We start from the raw sequence: 24,652 nt of genomic DNA on the forward strand, positions 1-24,652 counted from the left end.
GTGGAATCAAGACAGAAGTTGTGAAGGTATGAGTGAAAATCTAAAAATAATCAAGGTTTGTTGATCGAAAACGATCAGGGAAAGGAAATAATTTAGTTCAAAAGATCGTTTAATAAGGAGAATTGGCGGGATTTTTTTAATTTTGCACTTACAACTAATTAACAGATAAGAAAATGCCGTTAAATTTACCCGATAAACTACCTGCTATTGAATTGCTGAAGGAGGAAAATATCTTCGTCATAGACAATTCACGTGCCAGTGCACAGGATATTCGTCCGTTAAAAATCGTGATATTGAATTTGATGCCGTTGAAGATAACGACAGAAACGGATTTGGTACGTTTGCTTTCCAACACTCCCTTGCAGTTGGAAATATCATTTATGAAGTTGAAAAGCCATACATCGAAAAATACGCCGGTAGAACATATGAAAGCATTCTATCATGACTTTGATTTGATGCGCGACGAGAAATATGACGGGATGATTATTACGGGAGCTCCGGTAGAGCAGATGCCGTATGAGGATGTGAATTATTGGGATGAGATTACTACTATTTTTGATTGGGCGCGTACTCATGTTACCTCAACTCTTTATATTTGTTGGGCGGCTCAAGCCGGGCTTTATCATTTCTATGGAGTTCCCAAATATCCGCTGAAACAAAAAATGTTTGGTATTTTCCGTCATCATATCAATGTACAGGGATTGCCCATATTCCGTGGTTTTGATGATGAGTTTTTTGTACCACATAGCCGTCATACCGAAATACACCGTGAGGATATTCTGAAAGTAAAAGAGTTGGCTTTAATAGCTGAGTCTGATGAGTCTGGGGTTTATATGGCTATGGCTCGTAATGGGCGTGAATTCTTTATTACCGGGCATTCGGAGTATTCTCCTTATACGCTTGATACGGAATATAAGCGTGATTTGGCGAAAGGGTTGCCTATTGAAATGCCTGTAAATTATTATAAGGACGATAATCCGGACAATGCCCCGGTGGTGCGTTGGCGCGGACATGCCAATTTGTTGTTTTCTAATTGGTTGAACTATTATGTATATCAGGAAACCCCGTTTGATATAAATCAGATACGATGATCAGACAACGAAAAATAGAATTATTAGCTCCTGCTAAAAATCTGGAGTGCGGTATTGCAGCTGTTGATCACGGTGCTGATGCCATTTATATTGGTGCTCCCCGTTTCGGAGCACGTGCGGCTGCGGGGAATTCATTGGAGGATATCGCTGAGTTGGTGCGGTACGCTCATGTGTATAATGTTCGTATCTATGTGACGGTGAATACGATTCTGAAGGATGAGGAACTGAAGGATACGGAAAAAATGATTTGGGATTTATACCGTGCCGGAGTGGATGCTTTGATCGTGCAGGATATGGGATTGTTGGAATTGAATCTGCCACCTATACCGTTACATGCCAGCACACAGATGGATAATCGTACTCCTCAAAAAGTAAGATTCCTGGCTGAGGCAGGTTTCCGTCAGGTGGTATTGGCTCGTGAACTTTCTCTTGTTGAAATAGGAAATATCCATCATGCTTGTCCTGATGTGCCTTTGGAGGTATTTGTACATGGTGCTTTGTGTGTAAGCTATAGTGGACAATGTTATGTTAGTCAGGCTTGTTTCGGACGTAGTGCCAATCGGGGAGAATGTGCCCAGTTCTGTCGCCTTGCTTTTGATATGGTAGATGCGGACGGTAAATCTATAGTAAGGAATAAGCATTTATTGTCTCTGAAAGATTTGAATCAGAGCGAAGAGTTGGAGCAATTGCTGGATGCCGGAGCTTCTTCCCTGAAAATAGAGGGACGTTTGAAGGATGTATCTTACGTTAAAAATGTAACAGCTTATTATCGCCAGAAGCTGGATACTGTTTTCAAACGTCGTAAAGAGTATATCCGTGCTTCATCGGGAAAAGTGAAATTAGAGTTCAAACCTCAATTGGATAAGAGTTTCAGTCGTGGTTTTACTAATTATTTTCTTTTTGACAGGAATAAGGATATTTTTTCTTTTGATACTCCCAAGTCTTTAGGGGAGGAGATGGGGACAGTGAAGGAAATTCGTGGTAATTATCTTACCGTAGCCGGAATCAAGTCTTTTAATAATGGAGATGGCGTCTGTTTTTTGGATGAGACTGGTAAGTTGCAGGGATTTCGCATAAACCGGGTGGAGAATAATAAGTTATTTCCTCAAGAGATGCCTCGGATAAAGCCCCGTACGATACTTTATCGTAATTTTGATCAGGAATTTGAGAGGTTGATGTCGCGTAAATCAGCTGAAAGGAAAATTGCTGTCATTTTAAAATTGGCTGAAAATAATCGGGGCTTTACTCTGTCTCTGACCGATGAAGATGATCACAGTGTCAGTGTGGTGCTGGAAAGGGAGAAGGAACGTGCCCGTACTCCGCAGGAAGATAACTTGCGTACACAACTTGGAAAGTTAGGAAATACTCCATTTGAAGCGTCAGATATAGTGATTGACTGGTCGGACAATTGGTTTATTCCGGCTTCTATGCTTGCCGAACTTCGCCGTAAGGGAATAGAGAAACTGCTGGAAGTGCGCCGTATTAACTATCGGCAGGAAATTTACAAGTTGCCTCGAACGCATCATGCTTTTCCTGTGAATGAATTGACTTATTTGGGAAATGTGATGAATGCTGATGCTATTTCCTTCTATAGGAATCATGGCGTGCAGCGTATTGCTCCGGCTTATGAAAAGGCTCCGGCAGAAGAAGCGGTATTGATGTTTTGCAAGCATTGTTTGCGTTATAGTATGGGATGGTGTCCCTCTTGGCATAAAGTGCGTTCTCCTTATAGGGAACCTTATTATTTGGTTAGCTCGGATAACAGACGTTTCCGCTTAGAGTTTGATTGTAAGAATTGTCAGATGAAAGTCTATGCTGAAAAGTAAGTACATCGGATTACTGTTTTTGGTGTTGGCTATTTTAATGGCTTGCCAATATCCTTCACCTGTTACTCCGAGTGGGGATATGCCGCAAAAGAAAAGGGATTCTGTCAATTATTTGATAGAACGGCATTATACATTAAACAGTAATTTTGAGGTTACTTCAGATTCGCTTATGTTACAGCAACTGCCATTGGTTGATGTGCTTCCTGTTTTTAAAGGAGAACGGCTGGTGGTAGCGGAGTTTATGATACAAGCTGCTGATAGTGTGGATTCTGTATGGGTAAAGGTAGCACGGGACCAGGAAACAATGGGATGGATACATGAAAAGGAATTGTTGGAGAAAGTAGTTCCTGTGGATTCAGTGTCACAGTTTATTCATTTTTTCAGTAATTCTCATACCATCGCTTTCTTTGTCATATTAGGCTTTTTCGGTATTTGGTATATTCATAGGGCTATTCGTCGCCAGAAGCTGCAATTAATCTGGTTGAATGATATTGATAGCGTTTTTCCTACAGTTCTTTCTTGGTTGGTAGCTACAGCAGCTACGCTTTATGCCAGTATTCAGCATTTTGTTCCGGGAACTTGGGAGCAGTTTTATTATAATCCTTCTTTGAATCCTTTTAGCTTACCTTTTATTCTTTCTCTTTTCATGTTTAATATTTGGGGGATTATTCTTGTGGGGTTGGCTACTTTGGATGATTTGTTTCATCAGACACATATTGAAGCTGCATGTTTTTATTTGTTGGGATTGATGTCCTGCTGTATCTTTTTATATTTGTTTTTTACATTTACTACGTATTACTATTTGGGTTATCCATGTTTATTGGTATATGCTGTATGGTCATTTAATCGTATAAAGCATGCTTCCCGGTATAAATTCAGTTGTGGAAATTGTGGGGCGAAGATAAAGAATAAAGGAGTGTGTCCTCATTGCGGCGCTGTCAATGAATAATTTTATTGTTTGTTTCTTTTGACAAAGGCTCAAGCAGTTTTCTATTGTAAACAGCATTTTCTCTATGTACATACACTAAAACAAATAGGTTTGTTCTAGAAGCTATGGGTATCATTTACAGCAATAATAAAGTTCTTGCTTTTCTTGGTGTGACAGAATAAAAAATAAACTTGATTTGGTAAATGTGGAAACAGAAAGGGAGTTCGTGATGAACCCCCCTTTCTGTTTTTGCAAGAATGGTTAGAAGTGATAACGTATATCCACTCCCAGTTGTAAAGGCCTGCTTTTTTGTTCGAATCCTCTATGCATGGTTTCAAAATAGAAGGTTGTATAATCCTTGTTGGTTAAATTACGTCCCCATACATCTATCTGTAAAGCTTTTGTCTGCAAAGAAATGCGCCCGTTCAGTGTTCCGTAAAAACTTTGTGAGACATTGTTTTTTTCAGTCCAATAAATTTTTCCTGCTCCGGTATAGCTCATGCCTAAAGTCAGGCTTTGCATCCAATTGCTTTTATCGAAAAAGAAACTATAATTTGCGCCTGCATTCATGGTATGGCGGGGAACAAATGGTACATAATTGCCGCTATAATCAATTTGCTCTTCTGATGATGTAGTACCTCCGTCATATTTTTTGAATGTGGAATGAGTATATCCATAACTTACATTCATATTCAGGTTTTTGTTGATGGATGCCAGAAAGCTGGCCTCTATTCCATAACTTTCGCTACTACCGGCATTGACCATCATTCGTCCCAAGCCACTATTGACAAATTTGGCGATTTGTTGGTCGTGGGTATCCATGTAGAATGCGGCAAGGTCGGTCTTCAGTTTGCCGTTGAACAAACTGAGATGTGATCCCACTTCGTAATTCCAGCTGTACTCGGGCTTGTAGACAGTTGTTTCTTGTACGTTCAATTCTTTTCCGTAGTTGGGCATGTGTTGCTTGATCATTCCTTCTATCATACCTGCCATAGATTCTGGTGCCTTGTCTAGTATGGCTTCAATCATTTTTTGTTGCATGTCATTTTGTATCAGTTCTGAAAACATCTGTACGTTATAACCTCCGGAACGATATCCTCTGGTTATGCTTACATACATATTGTTTGCAGGGCTGAAATCGTATTTAAAAGCTAGCTTGGGAAGTAGCTGTACATAGTCGTTTTTTTCTTTTCCTTCCAATAGCGGTGCGGCATTCAAATTCCTGAATGGAATATTAAGGGGAGGCATTGCCATTTTAAGAAAGAAATCGAAATCAATATTACTATCCGAGAAATAATTCATAGACATTTTTTCATATTCCAAGCGCAAACCTGCTGTTACTGAAAGGCCTTTCACAAACAGGTCGTTGAATGTAGATTGGTGGTACAGTGCGGTGCTGAATACCGGTGTGTCAAAACTTCCACTTACGCGGATACGGTTGTTCAAAACGTCCAGACTCATTTCAGGGGTACGGCGGGGATCGTCTAAATGAATTTTCTTGAAAGTATTGTTGATGTTTCCTTCGATCATATCGGTCACTCCGTCCTCCATGAAGTTTACCGGACCGGTGGTATGTAGCCATTGATAAAAACCACTAACCCCTGTAACCCATTGCCAGCGCTTGTTGTTTTTGCTTTTAAAAGTAATTTCTTCACTGATGGTATTCAGACGCTGCTTCTGCTCAATGGTATAAATGCTGACAGGCAGGAAATCCTGGTCCATAAACATACGGTCGTTTAAATTCTGGAATCCTGTAACAGCGCTTAAGATAAACTTTTGCGCCTGGTATTCAATATTCAAACCGGTATTGAACAGTCCACGGCGATAAGTACAATCCTGATCGTATGAAATCTTCCCTATGTAGTTTTTATATTTTTCATTCTCTTTGTCGTATCCGTCTATAGCTCCTGTATAGTAATAAGGGTATCCCCCTTCGTCATTATAATCATAGCCTATGGTGAAGTCTAGTTTTAAGTTTTCTGAAGGCAGCCAGATAGCATGTATTCGTCCGCCTCCCGCTTCCATATTATCTACTTTTTTCCCATTGAGCGAATTGCGGAAGAATCCGTCTGATCCCTCATAATAACCACCGGCGGAGAAAGCGAAACAGTCACTCCAACGGTGGTAGTGGGTTAATGAAGCACTGCGGTAGTTACTTTTTGTTCCATAACTCAGTTTTACGTCTGTTCCCTGATAGGAGAATGGAGAGCGGGTATGTACCTTGATTAGTCCCCCCATGGTATTGCGTCCGTACAAGGTTCCTTGTGGACCGCGAAGAATATCAATACGTTCTATATCATAAAAATTGAAATCAAATGCAGATTTGTCAATGTAAGGGATATTGTCCACATACAAACCTACCGCAGGAGTATTGATACGCGATCCGATTCCCCGGATGTAAATGGCTGAGGTGAGTCTTGAACCATAGTCGGGCATAAAGAAATTGGGTACCAGTGAACTCACGTTCTTTAAAGTGGTGATTTGGTTTGCTTGCATATCTTTTTGGGAGAGTAAAGATACGGCTGTAGGAAGTTCCCTTAATTTTCCGGTTTCTTTAGGTGAAGCGATAACTACCACCTCTTCTATATCAATGACTTTTGTAGTGTCCTTAGGCAGCGTGTTGATATCTTCAGCAAAAGTTGTTGCAGCCAGCAGGCAGGATGTAATGAATAAAATGTTTTTTCTCATATTTATTGTTTGGTTTTATTTGATACATCACGGATAACCAGAGTTGCTACAAGTTTCTACCAGGCGGAAAATTTATATATTCCACTCTGTATAATCCATGATGGAGAATGATTCCGGCTGCAAAGTAACGGTAAACCTGATATGTGTGCAATCCTAATAAATGAGGATTTTATATTCTGTCTGCTTCAATGTAGCCATTCATCACAGCATAAACGGTAAGACCGGAAACAGACTTGATGCCCAGTTTTTCAGTAATGTTCTTGCGGTGGGAGATAACGGTGGTCAGGCTGATATTAAGTTTGTCGGCTATCTCTTTGTTGATAAGTCCTTTGGTGATAAGTATCAATACTTCTATTTCCCGGACAGACAATTCATGTTCCGTTTTTTCTATGTGCATTGCTTTATCTGCTGCTTGTTTTCTTGCCTGATGTCCATATTGGCGCAATTGATGGATGTCTTTTATCAAAGAACCTTCATCTTGGTAGATATTCAGCTTGGGAACACCGGATAATTGAGGCTGGTTGTCACCTCCTGCTAATACAATTGTTTTTGGTTTACGAAGTAAAAAGAAGGAAGTATGTTCAAAATAGATTTGGGCAGAGATAAAATAATGGGCATACATGTCCGGTGTGTCATCCGTCAGCTCACCAAAGGAATGGAATACACGGATAGTAGCCATTGGAATGATATCTTCCAAAATGTTTTTTAACCCCAGGCAAGTGAGGGTATTTGGGTCTACTATGGCTATTTCGGGATGATGCATGATGTTTTCTTTGGTGCAAAGATACATATCTTTTATAAAAAACAGATTCATAAAGACAAAGAAATCTTCTTTTAGGCAACATCACCAATCATTTATTTGTAGGGGCGCATTTGAATGCGCCCGCATATGTGCTGTAAATCATTTTCGGATAGGTTCAATCTGTCCTTACTCCTAAATAAGTGGCTGCTGCTTCAGCACATTTTTCTCCATCGATACCTGCTGAAACAATTCCTCCGGCGTAACCTGCTCCTTCTCCACAAGGAAATAACCCATTGACAGTGACATGTTGCAGTGTCTCATTATCTCGCAGGATCCGTACCGGAGCCGACGTGCGTGTTTCTACACCAATCATCACTGCTTCATTGGTCAGGAAGCCATGGCTGCTCTTTCCGAATTGTTGGAAACCTTTGCTCAAACGGTCGGTAATGAATGCAGGCATCCAAAAATGCAGGGGAGAGGAAACTAATCCCGGACTATACGAACTGTCGGGTAAATCATAGCTTAGTTTTTTGCGGGTGAAGTCCACCATTCGTTGTGAAGGTGCGGTTTGGCGCATATTGCCTTGCTGCCAGCAGGAGGCCTCCAATGCTTCTTGGAAATACATCATGGTTAATGGACAATGGTCGGTAGTCCATTGACCATGATTTTTATTAGTGGCTTTTAATTCTTCACTTTTCGTTTTTAATTCTTCTGTAAAAAGATTATTTTCCGCCAGATCTTCCGGCCTGATTTCTACCACCATGCCGGAGTTGCTCCATTTGGAGCCGCGGTTGCTGGGACTCATGCCGTTTACTACAATCTGATGCGGACCGCTTGCGGCAGGAACAACAAATCCTCCCGGACACATACAAAAACTATAGACACCACGTCCTTCTACTTGTGTCACAAAGCTATATTCAGCGGCAGGCAGATACTTTCCACGTCCGTTTTTATTATGATATTGTATTTGGTCAATCAGCATGGACGGGTGTTCCAAACGTACTCCTACTGCAATTCCTTTGGTTTCCATCTCTATACCATTGTCATACAACCACTGATACACATCCCGTGCGGAATGTCCGGTAGCCAGAATAACAGGTCCTTTGAAAGTCTTTCCGGTATTTGTTTCTATACCTGTGATTTTGTTTTTTTCTATAATAAGGGAATCCATTCGTGTTTCGAAATGCACTTCACCACCACATTCTATGATGGTATTCCGCATATTTTCAATCACACGCGGCAACTTGTCTGTACCGATGTGGGGATGGGCATCTGCCAGGATGGAGGTATTGGCGCCATGTTGGCAGAATACATTCAGAATTTTGTTCACATTCCCTCGCTTTTTGCTTCGGGTATAGAGTTTGCCGTCTGAGTAGGCTCCTGCTCCTCCTTCTCCGAAACTGTAGTTGCTTTCAGGGGCAACTTTGTGCTCACGGCTGATACGGGCGATATCTATTTTTCTATCGCGTACATTCTTACCTCGTTCCACTACGACAGGCCGGAGTCCTAACTCTATTAATCGCAAGGCAGCAAAAAGTCCGCCCGGTCCTGCTCCCACGACAATGACTTGTGGTTTCCCATCTACCTTATTATATATAGTACGGGTGAACTCCTCATCTTGTGGCATTTCATTAATATATAGGCGTACTTTCAAATTTACATAGATGGTGCGTTGACGTGCGTCTATGCTCCTTTTTAAGATGCGAAGGGCATGGATGGTACGTATATCCAATCCCTTGTCATGTCCGATGAACTGTTTCAGTGACTGTTCGTTGGCTGCTTGTTCAGGCAAGACTCTTATTTGAAATTCCTGTATCATGGTTCTTATTTGGATTGTTCGCCTTCCGGCATTAATTTTTTACGGTAATAAGAATTGGCGGTATATAGTGCGGCGGCAGGGTTGTGTCCTGTCACACGGTCTTTGGTCACTAAAGTTGTAGTATAGGCATTAGAGTACTTGTAGAATAAACTGTCATGTCCCACACATAGTCCGATAACCACGTTCAACTCTGTATGTGCTTGGTTGAGAAGGCGTGCTTGTAGGATAGGGTTACACATTGCCGCACCGATTTTTTCACATTCTTTGGGGATTCCGATAGAGGATTTGGCTATTCCGGCTACTTTGCAGATTACTGAATATACCTCAAAGCCGTTAGCACGGAGGATGCGGGCAAAAATACGGGCTTCATTCACCAGTCCGATACAATAGGCAATTCCTAGTTTTTTATATCCCATCTTGCGTGCGAAGGTCATGATTTCTTCCACACGGGTTAATCGGCAGTAACCTTCATATTCCACTTCGGCACTGGCTGCCATTATCTTGTTATTGTCGTTATATTGTTTCAACGCCCATTCCAAATCTTCTTGTTCCAAATGGGTAGTCAGACAAAATTCAGGGTAAGTGCGCTCTTTGAACTTGCAGTTCTGTGTGCCGCAGTCTATGCAGGTCGGGGGGTATGATTGTTCTTTTGTCATTTTATATCATTATTCAAATTAAGTTTTCTCTTATTTATCTCATCCAAACAAAGCCCGGAACGCTTCTTCTACCTTCCTTACCGGAATGATTTCTATCTTTAATTTTGATGTATCCATTCCTTGCAAATTATGTTTCGGTATAAGAATTTGTTTGAAACCTAACTTCTCTGCTTCTCCGATGCGTTGCTCAATACGGTTTACAGGTCGGATCTCACCACTCAGTCCTACTTCACCCGCCATGCAGGTGTCACGTTCTATTTCCGTATCCATATTGCTGGATAGAATGGCACTGATGACAGACAGGTCGATGGCCGGATCATTCACTTTCAATCCACCTGCGATATTCAAAAAGACATCTTTTTGTGCCAGTTTGAATCCTACCCGTTTTTCAAGTACTGCCAGAAGCATGTTCATACGTCGTAAATCAAATCCGGTGGCAGAACGTTGCGGATTCCCATATACTGCCGAACTGACTAAAGCCTGTGTTTCAATCAAGAAAGGGCGGACTCCTTCTATGGCAGAGGCGATAGCAACCCCGCTCATCCCGTCATGGTCTTGGCTAAGCAACAGTTCGGACGGGTTGCTCACTTGGCGCAAACCGTTTTGGCGCATTTCATAAATGCCCAGTTCGGCGGTGCTTCCGAAACGGTTCTTGATGCTGCGGAGAATGCGGTACATATAATGTTGGTCACCTTCAAATTGCAATACGGTGTCTACAATATGTTCCAGTACCTTGGGGCCGGCAATGCTTCCTTCTTTATTGATATGGCCGATCAGAATGACCGGCGTATTTGTTTCTTTGGCAAATTTTAAAATAGAAGCGGAACATTCACGTACCTGTACCAAACTGCCGGGAGAAGAGTCTATCGTTTCGGTTGAGATGGTTTGAATAGAGTCGATAATCACTAAATCGGGTCGTGTATTCTTGATATGGACGTAAATCTGCTCCAACGAAGTTTCACAGACTATCAGGCAGTCGGAAGAATTATGCGGGATACGGTCTGCACGCAGTTTTAATTGCCGGGCACTCTCTTCTCCCGATATATACAATACTTTTTTGTCAGGCAGATGAAGTACGGTTTGCAGCACCAAAGTGGATTTGCCTATCCCCGGTTCACCGCCCAGTAGAACGAGTGATCCCGGTACTAAACCGCCTCCCAATACCCGGTTCAGTTCTTCGTCGTGCATATCAATTCGAGGCTCGTCCCCTCCGGTAATGTCATTCAGTGTGACAGGCTTGCTTTTTACGGATTCCAGGCCGGATACCGGTCTTTTGTTTGCAGGTTCCTTGCGTATAATTTCTTCTACGTATGTGTTCCATGCACCGCAAGACGGACATTTCCCTACCCATTTGGGTGAATCCTGCCCACAGTTGGTGCATACATATACAGTCTTTTCCTTTGCCATATTCTTACGGGATAATTAAAACAGCGCAACTTGAGGCTGAATTTGTACAAAGGTAAGGAAATAGTTCTGCATATCAACATGGGCAGGATAAAAAAGTTTTGTCTTATTTCTGCTTTAATAAAAAGCATTCTTATATTTTATCGCAAAAAAATGGGAAATTGTGATAGATTGTAGGAAATTGTTTTTATATTTGCATCGTTCAAATAAAAAACAGAAGAAGAACAATAATAAAATGACGATATACTATCTCCATACAACCACCACATTAGGGATGGGGCACATGACAACTACAATGTCCACATCCACAACAATGACCCCTCGGGGTTAAGGATAGTATATGTGTTTCTACGTGATACACGCTTACGGACGTAAGCAAAACAAGCTTTTAATTTTATTTTTTTAGTGTAAACAGATACAGTTTCTTTTCGTTGTCATGCTGGGTGAAACGAAAGTAGATTCTTTACCGGACTTGAAATGGCTCGGAGGACAGAATGGCAAAAGAAGCTGGAATAAAAATAGATAATTGCATGAAAGTTATGAAATTCGGCGGGACATCCGTAGGTTCCGTGAACAGCATTTTAAGCGTCAAACAGATAGTAGAGGCAGTTGAAGAGCCCGTAATTGTAGTTGTGTCGGCATTGGGCGGTATAACTGACAAGTTAATCAATACTTCGCAGATGGCTGCCAATGGGGATTCCGCATACGAGAAAGAATACCGTGAAATTGTGAATCGTCACATTGAAATGGTATATACCGTAATTCCGGCAGGTAATGAGCGTACTGTTTTATTGGATAAGGTCAATGAATTGTTGAGTGAACTGAAGGATATTTTTCAGGGAATTTATCTGATAAAGGACTTGTCGTCTAAAACGTCGGCTACTATTGTAAGTTATGGTGAGCGCTTGTCGTCTATTATTGTAGCTTCGTTGATAAAGGGGGCTGTATGGTATGACTCCCGCAACTTCATTAAGACTGAAAAAAAACATGCCAAACATATTCTGGATTCCGAACTGACCACTCGCTTGGTTAAAGAAACTTTCCAGAAATTACCGGAAGTGGCATTGGTTCCCGGATTTATCTCTACTGATAAGAACAGTGGTGAAGTGACCAATTTGGGACGTGGCGGTTCAGATTATACCGCTTCTGTCATAGCTGCGGCACTGAATGCGGATAGCTTGGAAATATGGACGGATGTGGATGGTTTCATGACGGCAGACCCGCGTGTAATCAGTACGGCCTATACCATTAATGAGTTGAGCTATGTGGAAGCGATGGAGCTTTGTAACTTTGGAGCGAAGGTGGTTTATCCGCCGACTATTTATCCGGTATGTCATAAGAATATTCCTATTCTGATTAAGAATACATTCAATCCTCAAGGCGAGGGAACTATCATAAAGCAGGAAGTGAATTCCGGTTCTAAAGCCATTAAAGGTATCTCATCCATCAATGATACGAGTTTGATTACGGTTACCGGTCTGGGAATGGTGGGAGTGATCGGAGTGAATTTCCGGATTTTTAAAGCATTGGCACAAAACGGCATCAGCGTGTTTATGGTATCGCAGGCATCTTCCGAGAACAGTACTTCTATCGGTGTGCGTAATCAAGATGCGGCGCTGGCTTGTGAAGTGCTGAATGAGGAATTCTCCAAAGAAATAGAAATGGGGGAAATCAGTCCGGTTGTTGCCGAAATGAATTTGGCTACCATTGCCATTGTCGGTGAGAACATGAAACATACACCGGGCATCGCCGGTAAGCTGTTCGGGACTTTAGGCCGTAACGGCATTAGTGTGATTGCTTGTGCGCAAGGTGCTTCGGAAACCAATATCTCTTTCGTGGTAGAATCCAAGTCACTGCGCAAATCATTGAATGTGATTCATGATTCGTTCTTCCTGTCCGAATATCAGGTGCTGAACCTTTTTATCTGCGGTACAGGTACGGTAGGAGGCAGTTTGATAGAGCAAATCCGTTGTCAGCAACAAAAGTTGATGCAGGAACGCGGTTTGAAGCTGAAAGTGGTAGGTATAGCCGATGGACATCATGCGTTGTTTACCCGTGCAGGCGTAGACTTGTCACATTATAAGGAAGAGTTGGCAGAGAAAGGAATGCCTTCGTCCACTCAGGTGTTGCATGACGAGATTATAGGTATGAATATATTCAACTCTGTGTTTGTGGATTGTACAGCCAGTGCAGAAGTTGCATCCTTATATAAAGATTTTCTGATGAATAATATTTCGGTGGTAGCGGCCAACAAAATTGCTGCTTCTTCCGAATACTCCGTTTATAGCGAACTGAAACAAATAGCCCGCCGTCGCGGTGTAAAATTCTTGTTTGAAACCAATGTAGGTGCAGGGCTACCCATTATCAACACAATCAATGACTTGATAAACAGCGGAGACAAGATATTGAAAATAGAGGCGGTATTGAGCGGTACGCTGAATTACATCTTTAACAAAATCAGCGCGGACATTCCTTTCAGCAAGACCATCAAAATGGCACAGGAAGAGCGCTACTCGGAACCCGATCCGCGTATTGACCTGAGTGGCAAGGATGTGATTCGTAAACTGGTTATTCTGGCTCGTGAAGCCGGATATAAATTGGAACAGGAAGATGTGGAAAAACATCTTTTTGTACCGAATGATTTCTTTGAAGGCCCGTTGGAGGAGTTCTGGAAGAAAGTACCTTCCCTGGATGCGGATTTTGAATCACGCCGTCAAAAGCTGGAGGATGAAAACAAACGCTGGCGTTTTGTAGCCAAACTGGAAGATGGGAAAGGCAGTGTGTCTTTGCAGGAAGTGGACAGCAAACATCCATTCTATGGTCTGGAAGGCAGCAACAACATTATTCTGCTTACAACCGAGCGATATAAAGAGTATCCGATGATGATACAAGGATATGGGGCCGGTGCCAGTGTGACTGCCGCCGGAGTATTTGCCGATATCATGAGCATCGCTAATATTTAGGCTTATGAAACATATTATTATTTTAGGCGACGGTATGGCCGACTGGCCTGCCGAATCACTGGGAAACAAAACATTGCTGCAATACTCCAGTACACCTTATATGGATAAGTTGGCCGCTATGGGACGTACCGGGAGGTTGGTTACAGTTGCTCCCGGATTTCATCCGGGTAGTGAAGTGGCGAATATGTCTGTTATGGGCTATAATTTACCGAAGGTGTACGAAGGCCGTGGACCGTTGGAAGCAGCAAGCATCGGGGTGGAGTTGCAACCGGGCGATATGGCTATGCGTTGTAACATTATCTGCATCGAAGATGAGAAGATAAAAAATCACTCCGCCGGACATATCACTACCGAAGAAGCTGATGTGCTGGTTAGATATTTGGAAGAAAAATTGGGTTCTGACCGGATTCATTTCTATACCGGTGTACAATATCGCCATTTGTTGGTGATAAAAGGGGGAAATAAACAATTGGACTGCACCCCGCCCCATGATGTGCCTTTGCAGCCTTTCCGTCCGCTCATGGTGAAGGCGGAAGTACCGGAGGCGCAGGAAACAGCCGGATTGATAAATAATCTTATCCTGGCTTCCCAGGAATTGTTGGCAGATCATCCGGTTAATCAAAAACGTATAGCCGAAGGCAAAGATCCTGCTAATAGTATCTGGCCTTGGAGTCCGGGGTATCGCCCGCAGATGAAACCTCTCTCCGGGAAGTATCCGGCCATAAAGAAAGGGGCTGTTATTTCAGCGGTGGACTTAATCAATGGCATAGGACATTATGCAGGATTACGCCGTATTGCTGTAGAGGGGGCTACCGGTTTATATAATACGAATTATGAGAATAAGGTGGCTGCAGCATTGGAAGCATTGAAGACGGACGACTTTGTGTATCTGCATATTGAGGCCAGTGATGAGGCCGGTCACGAAGGAGATTTTAAGTTGAAGCAGTTTACTATTGAAAATCTGGACAAACGTGTTGTAGGACCTGTTTATGAAGCAGTGAAGGATTGGGATGAGCCTGTGGCTATCGCCGTGCTTCCGGATCATCCTACGCCTTGCGAACTCCGTACCCATACGGCCGAACCTGTGCCTTTCCTTATCTATTATCCCGGTATAGAACCGGACTGTGTGCAGACCTTTGATGAAGTGGCATGTGTGGAAGGCAGTTATGGAATATTGAAAGAAGATGAGTTTATGAATGAATTTATGAAAAAATAATGTGGCAGTTTGCTAATTTGCCCCAATGGCAACCCTCCATGCAAAGCCCTTGGCACATTAGCACATTGACGCATTGAAAAATTGTTTACTATGAAATATTACAGTACGAATCACCAGGCTTCCGATGCTTCTCTGGAAGAAGCTGTAGTGAAGGGGCTGGCTTCTGACAAAGGTTTGTATATGCCCAAGGCCATCAAGCCATTGCCGCAAGAGTTTTATGATCAGATTGAGAATCTGTCGTTTCAGGAAATTGCTTATCGCGTGGCCGATGCTTTCTTCGGTGAGGATGTTCCTGCTGAAACACTGAAGCAGATCGTTTATGATACATTGAGTTTTGATGTTCCTGCCGTAAAGGTAAAGGATAATATTTACTCTTTGGAACTGTTTCATGGTCCCACATTGGCATTTAAAGATGTAGGTGGACGTTTCATGGCCCGTTTGTTGGGCTACTTCATTAAAAAAGAAGGGCAAAAGCAGGTGAATGTACTGGTTGCGACTTCGGGGGATACCGGTAGTGCTGTAGCCAATGGCTTCCTCGGAGTGGAAGGTATTCATGTGTATGTGCTTTATCCGAAAGGAAAAGTCAGTGAAATTCAGGAAAAGCAGTTCACTACTCTGGGGCGGAATATCACAGCGTTAGAAGTGGACGGTACTTTTGATGACTGTCAGGCATTGGTTAAGAATGCGTTTATGGATGCTGATTTGAATGCGCACATGAAGTTGACTTCTGCCAACTCCATCAATGTGGCTCGTTTCCTGCCACAGGCATTTTATTACTTCTATGCCTACGCACAGTTAAAGAAAGAAGGAAAAGCGGATCATCTGGTAGTGTGCGTACCTAGCGGAAACTTTGGTAATATCACCGCCGGACTATTTGGTAAACGCATGGGCTTGCCTGTCAAGCGTTTTATTGCAGCCAATAACCGGAATGATATTTTCTACCAATACTTACAGACCGGAAAATACAATCCTCGCCCTTCCATAGCTACTATTGCCAATGCAATGGATGTGGGAGATCCAAGTAATTTTGCCCGTGTACTGGCATTGTACGGTAACAGTCATGCTGCCATAACAGCGGATATCTCTGGTGCGACTTATACGGATGAACAGATTCGTGAAACGGTGGGTGAGGTATATTGGGAAACCGATTACTTGCTCGATCCGCATGGAGCCTGCGGTTATCGTGCTTTATCCGAAGGATTGTCCGCCAGCGAAACGGGTATTTTCCTGGAAACGGCACATCCGGCTAAATTCCTGGAAACTGTGGAAGGCATCATTGGAGACAAAGTGGAGATTCCCGCCAAACTGCAAGCGTTTATGAAAGGAACCAAACAAAGTGTTCCGATGGAAAAAGACTTTGAAAGTTTCAAAGGCTATTTGATGAAAGAATAGCTTTTAGAAATAGATATCTGATAAGAAAAGAGAGGGGCAAAAGTCCAAAGTAACTATCCAATGGTTTACCGTAGGGGCGGATTGAATAGTTACTTTGGGCTTGTTTACATAAAGAACAAAAAAGTTCCGTCACAGCAACGTGCTCATTACTAGTTACTTTCTGTGTAAAAGAATCTCAAACCTCCTTCAATCGGTATGCTTCCGGCTATCGAATCCTGTTACGTATGTAACAAAGTTTGTTCCTACCGTATTTTTCACTCCGTTTCATTTTCACTCCGTTTCATTTGATATTTCACTTGGGTGAAGCAACTGTTTCACTTAGGCGAAAACGGCTGTTCATCTAAGTGAAATCGCCTCTTCACTTGGGTGAAGCAACAAATGCAGATGGGCAAAAATAAGCCTTATGACGCTCTCCTGCAAGGAAGTAACCGCAACTATGGCACAGGAATTAGAACAACCGATATACGTCAAGCCGAATTTGATAGCGGAGAATGGAAAACCGTTTTAGGGGAATTTAGAATGTTTTTTCACATTATATTGTTGATTTACAGAGAGATACTGCGCATGATCCGGAATGGTTGATGCGTGTCTTTATTTTATTTCTTCCAGCAACTTCCCGAACGAAGTGAATGTCCGTTGTTTCCCGCCCCAGGTGAGGTACAAGGCATCGGGAGTGATGACTTGTAGATGGGGCAGACCGGCAGGAACGTTTTGGGTTTGCAGACAAGTATATCCGTGACGGTTCAGTGCGTTGATAGTCCAGTGCAATAAGGTTTCGTCTGTCGCTTCCACCGTTATTTCCTGCTTTCCATTCACGGTTGGATAGTAGATGCCATGATCATAATCGAACCGGATATTATTGTGTGAGAACAGCGTGTCCATCCGATGGTTCAGAATCATATCTTCCGTCACTCCGCATTGCAGTCCTGTTTCTTTGGACAGCAGCCAAAGCTTGTCCGACAGTACCAGGGCTTGTTCTATGTCATGGGTGGATAGCAGGATGGCCTTGTTTTGCTCCACCGCCAGCTGATGCAGCAAAGTCATGATTTCTATGCGGCTCACCACGTCTAGAAAAGCGGTCGGCTCATCCAAGATGATAAGCGGACATTCCTGAACCAATGCTTTGGCTATCATTACCTTTTGCCGTTCTCCGTCCGAAAGTTCGGCGGTGTAGCTTTCGGCTTTGTGGGCAATGCCTACGGCATCCAATGCCTCTTTGATAATGAGATGGTCTTTGGGATGGAGCCGTCCGAAGAAGCCTGTATGCGGCTGGCGTCCCAAAGCTACCAGTTCATACACGGTCAGCCCTCCGGCTTGTGTCTTGTCTGTCAGGACTACACCGATGGTGCGCGAACGTTCCTTTTCCGAATACTGCTGCAAAGGCTTGCCCAGCAATTGCAAATCTCCTGCCAGTGAAGGTTGCGAAGCGGACAGGGTGCGGAGCAAAGTTGATTTTCCGGCCCCGTTTGCTCCAAGCAGACTGGTCAGTTCTCCCGGATAGAGTCCGAAAGAAAGGTGTTCGTGCACTTTCTTTTCTCCTTTGTGGGTACGATAACCTATGCACAGGTCTGTGGCGGTGATGACAGCTTGCTTTTCCATCAGTTGAAGTACTGGATTTTACGTTGGTTCACAATGACATAAATAATAATGGGCGCACCAATGACCGGAGTGACGGCATTCAGCGGAATGATACCTGCTTCGCCCGGCAGAATGCAGATGAAGTTGCAGAGCAGGGCAATGGCTCCTCCCGTCAGCATGGTGACAGGTAGCAGAGAATTATGGTTGGAGGTTCCCAGCATGAGGCGGGCAATGTGCGGCACGGCCAGTCCGATAAAGGAAATCGGGCCGCAGAAAGCGGTGGTCGTCGCTGTCAGTAATCCGGTGGCGACAAGCAGCAGGTTACGTGTACGGCGGATGTTGATTCCCAGGTTTTCGGCATAGCGTGTTCCCAGCAGCAGGGCATTCAGAGGCTTTATCAGCAGTATGGTAATCAGCAGTCCCGCCGCTGTGACCAAGGAGAAAAAGGGAAGCTGCTGCAAAGATACTCCTCCAAAGTTTCCCATTCCCCAAATCATGTAGGAATGCACCCCTTCTGCCGTGGAGAAAAAGTTGAGCAGGGAGATGGCAGATGAAGTGATATACCCTATCATGATACCTATAATGAGCAGCATGATGCTGTTTTTTATCAAAGTGGAGAAGAACAGGATGATTCCCATCACCAGCATGGAGCCTATGAATGCTCCGATAATGACGGACAGGAATCCGGATAAAGTGAATACTCCGGCAGTAATCGTACCTGCGCCTGCCAGCATGACCAAGGCAACTCCCAAACTGGCTCCCGAACTGATGCCCAGTATGGAAGGGTCGGCCAAAGGATTATTGAATGTGGTTTGCAACATCAGTCCCGATGCTGCGAGTGCCATTCCGCAAAGGAGGGCGGTAATGGCTTGCGGCAGGCGGGATTCCCAGACTATGAAACTCCAACTTGCCTTTTCTACTTCATTGCCTGTAAGGATATGCCACACCGCCTCGGCAGGGATGTTTACCGAGCCGAACAACAGGTTGGCTCCTGTCAATGCAAGGATGATGAGGAGCAGTATGATACCGTATTTTGTTCCTTTGTTATTCATTGATACTGTTTGGGGTTACGCCCACTGTAGGGAGTGTGTCAAAACTAACCTGGCCTATCCCATCGTCAGCTGTAGGGGCAGCATTATCCACGTTTTGACATAACCCTACGGTGATTTACTCCGCTAATTTAGTGAAATATTTTAATTCATACCCTTCTAAAAGCGTAGGATGGAATATTTTTATCAAATCTTTCAGTAATCGGTCGGGATGGAAAGGGGAATCTTCGTAAAAGTCTACCTTCCCTGTGTTGCATCCATAAATGTTGCGTTCCTTGAATGCACGGAAACCGGTGTATGGAGCATAGTCCTGCTCCAATTCCTTATAAGTCTTGTCAATGGCCTGATTATATTTGATGAGCCAGAAGTCTGCATTCTGACCTTTGTCAAACACGGTTTCGAAGGCTAGGGGAACAGAACCGCTATGCTCGTCATCGGCAAACACATAATTGGCCCCGGCATCCGCATAGATGCGTGCAGAGGTGCTTTTACCTCCTGGAACATACCATGCCGAACCATTTTTCAGTTCGCTGATAACGCTCGGTGCGTATGAAAGGGGAGCAACCAATGCTTTCAGCTCATTATAGTTTTTTTCCACCTCGGCAAACAAGCTGTCCGCTTTTTGTGCCTCACCGAACAGAAGGCCGTAGAAACGCATCCATTCGGCACGTCCCAATGCCGAAGTTTCCATGTAGTCTGCACATTCGATAATGGGGATGTTGAGTTTCTCCACCCGTCCGTATCCGCCACTGTTCTCGAAAGGGGAGAGCATAATGGCATCGGGGTGCAGGTCGATTATCTTTTCTATATCCGGGTTCATTCCATTCCCTACATCGGTGATGCTTCCTGTGCGGCAGCCATCCTGCACTTCTTGCAGTTTGATATACTTCAAATCGCAGACTCCTCCAATACTTTTCAAAGCACCAATCTGGTTGAGCAATCCGCAATGTACGGATGAGTAAACAACGGCCTTGCTCAATGGCGTGCGGACAAGTGTCCCTTCCGGCAAGTCGGCAGGCAGGGACTTTTCTTTGTCAACCAAGACGTAGGTATGCAGTATCCGGGTCGTATCCCAAGGATTGCGCAGGCGGGCAATGGTATAGTCTTCGGTTGCAGACAGATTGAGGTTTTCTGCATAACGCAAAGGGATTGCTTTTTCTGCTTCTATTACAGAAGCAGTCTTGCTTCTTCCGCCGCAGGAGGAAAGAAGGGCAAGCAAGAAGGTGAATAGGATTACTTGTTTCATGTTATTTTTTATAATATCCGCCGGTTTTATGGGAACCTTTGTATTCTATTAATTCTTTATCTTTCAGTGATCGTAAATAACGCTCTGTCGTAGCAGCTCCTTTTTGGATATATTCTGCAATTTCATATCCTTTTGCACCGGGTCTCTTTTCCAAGAAGGTGAGGATAAGGCTCTCAAGTTCGTTTATTCCCTCATTTATTCCCTCATCTTCGTTTACTCCCTCATCAGCGATTCTGTCTATTATTGAAATGAACTGCATTCCTGCCGGCTCATTAATGAATTTTATATTCGGCTCTTCTTGAAGTGCACGTATAATCCCCGAGCCCAGCCCGCGATAAGGCATCGTTTTAGCACAGAAATTGGCAATGAAAGGATTGCGTACTACGGCGCTTCCCAGTTTGATGCTTTCCACCGTCAGCCCATCGGGAAGGCATCCCGGGCTGATAATCTCTACACGGTTATCAAAAATGAGGAAAGTTTTATGAGATTATTTAATTTATGAAGGAAATAATTGTAGTTTTGCTTCCTTCATCAAAAGTGAAGAGAAGCAAAACCATATTTTATTATTTCAGTAAGAAGGTTAATCCGCATGGACCTACCCCTACATCGTATTTGTTTGTAAATTTGCCGTTTGCCGAATATTCGTTTACATAGCCATCAGTGGTATAACTTGGCCATCCTCCAACCATATTGTAAGAACTGATATAAATATTTCCGGTAAATGGATTGACTGCGATGCCACAAGGGCTATCAACAGGTTGATTTATTAAATTTTTTGTTTCATTTCCTGTTTTTGTATCTATACTGAAATAAGTATTTTCCGTTGCGCCATAAGGAGCATTGATAAGGTAAAGGGTATTATCTTTTACAGTCATTAATGTTGCTTCCGTTACATCTGTAACAATATTCATATTGTCAATTTTTTGTACTTTAGCTGATATGTCATTATAATTACCCATTGCTAAGACATATACGTTTCCTTCCGTAGTAGAACAAATTTTAGTGGGATTTAGTCCTACGGGTATTCTTTTTGCTTCTGTAAATGTCTTTAGGCCTATTTTAGAAACACTTTTTCCATTTGCATAATCTGCACCATAATTCATTCCGTCTGAGTTAGCAACATACAGGTAGCCGTTGGCCACTGTCATCTCTTCTGGATTTGGACCAACTTTTAATGTAGCATCAATAGTTAGGCTAAGAGTGTCGATACGAGAAACATATCCATCATACATAGAAACATATACTTTTCCATTAGCAGCTATAATATCACGTGGACCTTCCCCTTGAGTGGATGTCGGAACAATCTGTTTGATGGATTTAGCTGTATTTTTGTCTACTATTTCTATAATATTTGAACCATATATGGCAATATACATTTTCGAACCATATACTATTGCATCTTGAGGGGTACCTCCCAAACTTCTTTTGTTTATGTCAAAAAATACATTGTTGCTTGCTGTTCCTTTTTCAAAGTTAATAAAAGAAAGTGTTCCATTAACATTGTTGCTAAGATTACCTGCATTAATAACGTACAAGCCTGTTGCCTCGGTTGGCGAAGTTGCTTCAGGAGTCGTGTCGGGTTGTGAAGAAGGGTCTTCTTCCGGATCTCTAGGAACTTCGATCTCATTGTCATCATCGTTACAAGCACAGAACAGCGGGGCTATACTAAATAAGGCTGCTGCAAAAAATAAATGTTTGAATTTCATACTTATATAATTTTTAAAAATGAATACTGCAAGTTAGTTTATAGCTTCTACCCGGCATCGGGTAGCTTTTCACTATGTCATATTGTTTATTTCCCAAATTAATAATATCTCCCCGAAGATTGTATGTAAACTTCTTTATCTTGAAGCTGCGGTATAATGAAAGGCCGTATTCTATATATCCATCCATTTCATTACTTGGACGATTTTCGGATGCAATATACCGTTTGCTCACACCCGTAGCATGAAGAGAAGCATTTATGAAAGGATTTTCCAAGGCTAAAGAAGCACCTGCGCTATGACGTGGGGTATATGCAATCTGATGTTTGTAATATACGACTTCCGGGTCTGTTTTATCTACTGCATATTGATAGGTATAGTTTCCGGTCAATAGTAAGGAATAATGTTTTGCCAGTTGGAAAGTGGTGTTTATATTGGCATCTACTCCCCAAATTTCTACTTTGCCTAAATTTACCATATTCCAGATAAACATATTATAGGGCATTGCCACAATTTTATCTTTTACCTTATTATAATACCCATCCAATGTCAGACTGATTGCTGGTAGCCAGCTTGTAAAGTTGTTCTGGTAAGTGATACCTATATTATATTGTTGAGCCTTTTCGGGACGAAGGTCACGGCTACCCATCCGGTCAAAGTAGTTTTCAGAAAAAGTAGCCACTCTGAATATGTCTTTATAGGAAGCCCGAAGGTATAGCTGTCCGTCTGTACAAGGTTTCCATGAAAAAGAGAAGGAAGGGGATAATTTTCGCCGGTTCTCAGCTCCGTTTCCTTCTTTTGCACCATTAAGATATATCGATCCGAGTAGTATGGCAACAGCTGTTATGTTATCAGTTTGATATCGGAGAGTTGCTGTTTGTAATATAGAATGCCGGTAAGGGCTTGTATTGTTAGGAGTATTGGCATTTAGGTTATTATATATGTAATCTGCCGCATAAACCATGCTCCAGTGACTAGTCGGAGTATATAGTAATGCTCCTGATGTATAGTATTCTCGTTGGAAATAACGGTCGTTTAATTCTCCTCCGGGGTATTTTCCTCCTTCATCGTGGTAATGAGATTGGCTCCAGTTAAATTTCCCATTGATTAACAAAGAAAGATTATTTTCCCAATAAGTACGGTAATGTACTTGTGAAAAGAAATTTCGTTCGCGTAACTTCTCACGGCTTTTCGCGTTGTAAAGAATGACTGCACCGGGTAATTGCTGATTTGTATCGTAATAATAAATCTTTCCGTTCAGTGTGCTTCTGTTATTAGGGCTGATGTAAAGATTCAGTTCTCCTCTGTAGGTTTGAATGTTGTTGTTATAGCGTTTTTCTTTGGAAACATAATCTCCGTTGACTAAAGTGAAAGGATATAGGTTATCTGCCCTCATAAATTCACCAGTGGTAGATGCTGAAATCTTTTCGTTAAACTTTTGTTCGTAGCGGATAAGGGGATTAATCATCCCGAAAGAACCTGTCTTTATCTGTCCCGTCAAGTGATTTTTTTTGTTTGAAAAATCCGGGGATATGCTTTGTAATTTTAAGGCGGCAGCAGAAGCAACTGTACGTGCCGGTACAAAAATATCTTCATTGTCCCCAATGGTCAGTGAAATTTGTTGAATATTGTCAATAGAGAAACGAGACAAGTCTATTTGTCCGCTTTGACAATCACTGAGTGTAACCCCGTCATAAACTACGGCTGTATGTTTGGCTCCTAAACTCCGGACGGAGATAGTTTTCATTCCTCCTGCACCCCCATAATCCTTTATGTTGACTCCTGAAAAGCGACGTAAAGCATCAGCAATATCCGTAATGCCTTGTTGTTGCAATTGCTTCTTGTTGAGTTGTTGGAAGGGACTGCTACTTTTAACCTGTTGCTTGGTACGTTCAGCTGTAACCGTAACTTCATCTATTTTATGCACTTTTCCGGTGATGGAATCTCCTTTCTCCTGTGCCTGTATTTCAAGCGGCAATAGGAGAAAGCTGCAAAGCAGACAAAGCCATAGCTTATAAGCCTGGTTATTTCCTTTCATTTAAAAAAAACATATTAATGAATAAATACCGCATTCTTACCGCTGCTCTTTCCTCGAAAGCGACGGTCGATGACTTTACGTTTTGCAGGTCTTCTGACTTACTCCTGTTTACTTGCCTTCCCACCTTATTATATATACAGGCAGTGGCGTGAGTGGATAAGTAAACCTATCCCCTTATAGGGGTAGATGGAGTTCACAGCAGCGGGACTGTTCAGGACTTGCACCTGATTCCCTTTTCATCCGCTTCCTCGCATCAGTCGGAGGTACGCGGAACAAAACATGGCAAAGATAGTTTGTTTGGATGAATAAGAAA

The 24,652-nt window shown here is 42.7% G+C and carries 17 protein-coding genes and 1 riboswitch; of the genes, 6 read left to right on the plus strand and 11 right to left on the minus strand.

What is annotated here, in order from left to right; all coding sequences use genetic code 11:
* The first annotated feature begins 173 nt into the window (after positions 1-173).
* From metA to RE317_RS15415, 3 genes are read left to right on the plus strand one after another with little or no spacing between them, the layout of a single operon-like run.
* Entirely contained in the window at positions 174-1,091 is a 918-nt protein-coding gene (metA, locus tag RE317_RS15405) for a homoserine O-succinyltransferase (RefSeq protein ID WP_005842582.1), read from the plus strand.
* Positions 1,088-2,917 (plus strand): U32 family peptidase, encoded by a 1,830-nt coding sequence (locus tag RE317_RS15410; protein ID WP_008667980.1) that lies wholly within the window; start codon positions 1,088-1,090, stop codon positions 2,915-2,917. The genes metA and RE317_RS15410 overlap by 4 nt, the downstream gene beginning before the upstream one ends.
* Complete coding sequence (locus RE317_RS15415; protein ID WP_008667982.1) at positions 2,904-3,866, plus strand: zinc ribbon domain-containing protein; 963 nt, start codon at positions 2,904-2,906, stop codon at positions 3,864-3,866. The genes RE317_RS15410 and RE317_RS15415 overlap by 14 nt, the downstream gene beginning before the upstream one ends.
* A 240-nt stretch (positions 3,867-4,106) precedes the next feature.
* Here RE317_RS15415 and RE317_RS15420 read toward each other — a convergent pair whose 3' ends face one another.
* From RE317_RS15420 to radA, 5 genes are all read right to left on the minus strand, one after another.
* Positions 4,107-6,533 carry a TonB-dependent receptor gene (locus RE317_RS15420; RefSeq protein WP_008667984.1) on the minus strand — a complete coding sequence of 809 codons (2,427 nt, stop codon included), beginning with the start codon at positions 6,531-6,533 and terminating at the stop codon, positions 4,107-4,109.
* Positions 6,534-6,702: 169 nt separating this feature from the next.
* On the minus strand, positions 6,703-7,323 hold the full coding sequence (locus tag RE317_RS15425) for a response regulator transcription factor (protein ID WP_005848856.1): 621 nt from the start codon (positions 7,321-7,323) through the stop codon (positions 6,703-6,705).
* A 127-nt stretch (positions 7,324-7,450) separates the two neighbouring features.
* Positions 7,451-9,094 carry an NAD(P)/FAD-dependent oxidoreductase gene (locus tag RE317_RS15430; RefSeq protein WP_008667985.1) on the minus strand — a complete coding sequence of 548 codons (1,644 nt, stop codon included), beginning with the start codon at positions 9,092-9,094 and terminating at the stop codon, positions 7,451-7,453.
* Positions 9,095-9,099: 5 nt separating this feature from the next.
* Entirely contained in the window at positions 9,100-9,750 is a 651-nt protein-coding gene (locus tag RE317_RS15435; RefSeq protein ID WP_005842576.1) for a DUF1847 domain-containing protein, read from the minus strand.
* Positions 9,751-9,789: 39 nt separating this feature from the next.
* Complete coding sequence (gene radA, locus RE317_RS15440) at positions 9,790-11,157, minus strand: DNA repair protein RadA (protein ID WP_005842575.1); 1,368 nt, start codon at positions 11,155-11,157, stop codon at positions 9,790-9,792.
* Positions 11,158-11,684: 527 nt separating this feature from the next.
* On the opposite strand from radA, the gene thrA reads away from it, so the two are divergent.
* From thrA to thrC, 3 genes are all read left to right on the plus strand, one after another.
* Positions 11,685-14,117, plus strand: a complete 2,433-nt coding sequence (gene thrA / locus RE317_RS15445; protein ID WP_005848849.1) for a bifunctional aspartate kinase/homoserine dehydrogenase I — start codon at positions 11,685-11,687, stop codon at positions 14,115-14,117.
* 4 nt (positions 14,118-14,121) lie between these two features.
* Positions 14,122-15,333, plus strand: a complete 1,212-nt coding sequence (locus tag RE317_RS15450; RefSeq protein WP_117873408.1) for a cofactor-independent phosphoglycerate mutase — start codon at positions 14,122-14,124, stop codon at positions 15,331-15,333.
* Positions 15,334-15,423: 90 nt separating this feature from the next.
* A complete protein-coding gene (gene thrC, locus RE317_RS15455; protein ID WP_117699746.1) occupies positions 15,424-16,725 on the plus strand; it encodes a threonine synthase in 1,302 nt (433 codons plus the stop codon).
* A gap of 591 nt (positions 16,726-17,316) precedes the next feature.
* Here thrC and RE317_RS15460 read toward each other — a convergent pair.
* The 6 genes from RE317_RS15460 to RE317_RS15485 form a co-directional block, all read right to left on the minus strand.
* Complete coding sequence (locus RE317_RS15460; protein ID WP_008667992.1) at positions 17,317-18,324, minus strand: ABC transporter ATP-binding protein; 1,008 nt, start codon at positions 18,322-18,324, stop codon at positions 17,317-17,319.
* Complete coding sequence (locus tag RE317_RS15465) at positions 18,324-19,355, minus strand: iron ABC transporter permease (protein WP_008667995.1); 1,032 nt, start codon at positions 19,353-19,355, stop codon at positions 18,324-18,326. The genes RE317_RS15460 and RE317_RS15465 overlap by 1 nt, the downstream gene beginning before the upstream one ends.
* A 115-nt stretch (positions 19,356-19,470) precedes the next feature.
* Positions 19,471-20,598 (minus strand): ABC transporter substrate-binding protein, encoded by a 1,128-nt coding sequence (locus tag RE317_RS15470; protein ID WP_008667997.1) that lies wholly within the window; start codon positions 20,596-20,598, stop codon positions 19,471-19,473.
* A 1-nt stretch (position 20,599) separates the two neighbouring features.
* Positions 20,600-21,010 (minus strand): hypothetical protein, encoded by a 411-nt coding sequence (locus RE317_RS15475; RefSeq protein WP_008782379.1) that lies wholly within the window; start codon positions 21,008-21,010, stop codon positions 20,600-20,602.
* 151 nt (positions 21,011-21,161) lie between these two features.
* Positions 21,162-22,304 carry a YncE family protein gene (locus RE317_RS15480; RefSeq protein ID WP_008668001.1) on the minus strand — a complete coding sequence of 381 codons (1,143 nt, stop codon included), beginning with the start codon at positions 22,302-22,304 and terminating at the stop codon, positions 21,162-21,164.
* Between the two features lie 13 nt (positions 22,305-22,317).
* Positions 22,318-24,339, minus strand: coding sequence for a TonB-dependent siderophore receptor (locus RE317_RS15485; RefSeq protein ID WP_005848834.1), 2,022 nt, complete (start codon positions 24,337-24,339; stop codon positions 22,318-22,320).
* Positions 24,340-24,404: 65 nt separating this feature from the next.
* Positions 24,405-24,632, minus strand: a riboswitch (cobalamin riboswitch).
* Positions 24,633-24,652 lie beyond the last annotated feature (20 nt).

It is taken from the genome of Phocaeicola sp. GP0067 (genome assembly GCF_031119655.1).
Taxonomy (GTDB): domain Bacteria; phylum Bacteroidota; class Bacteroidia; order Bacteroidales; family Bacteroidaceae; genus Phocaeicola; species Phocaeicola vulgatus.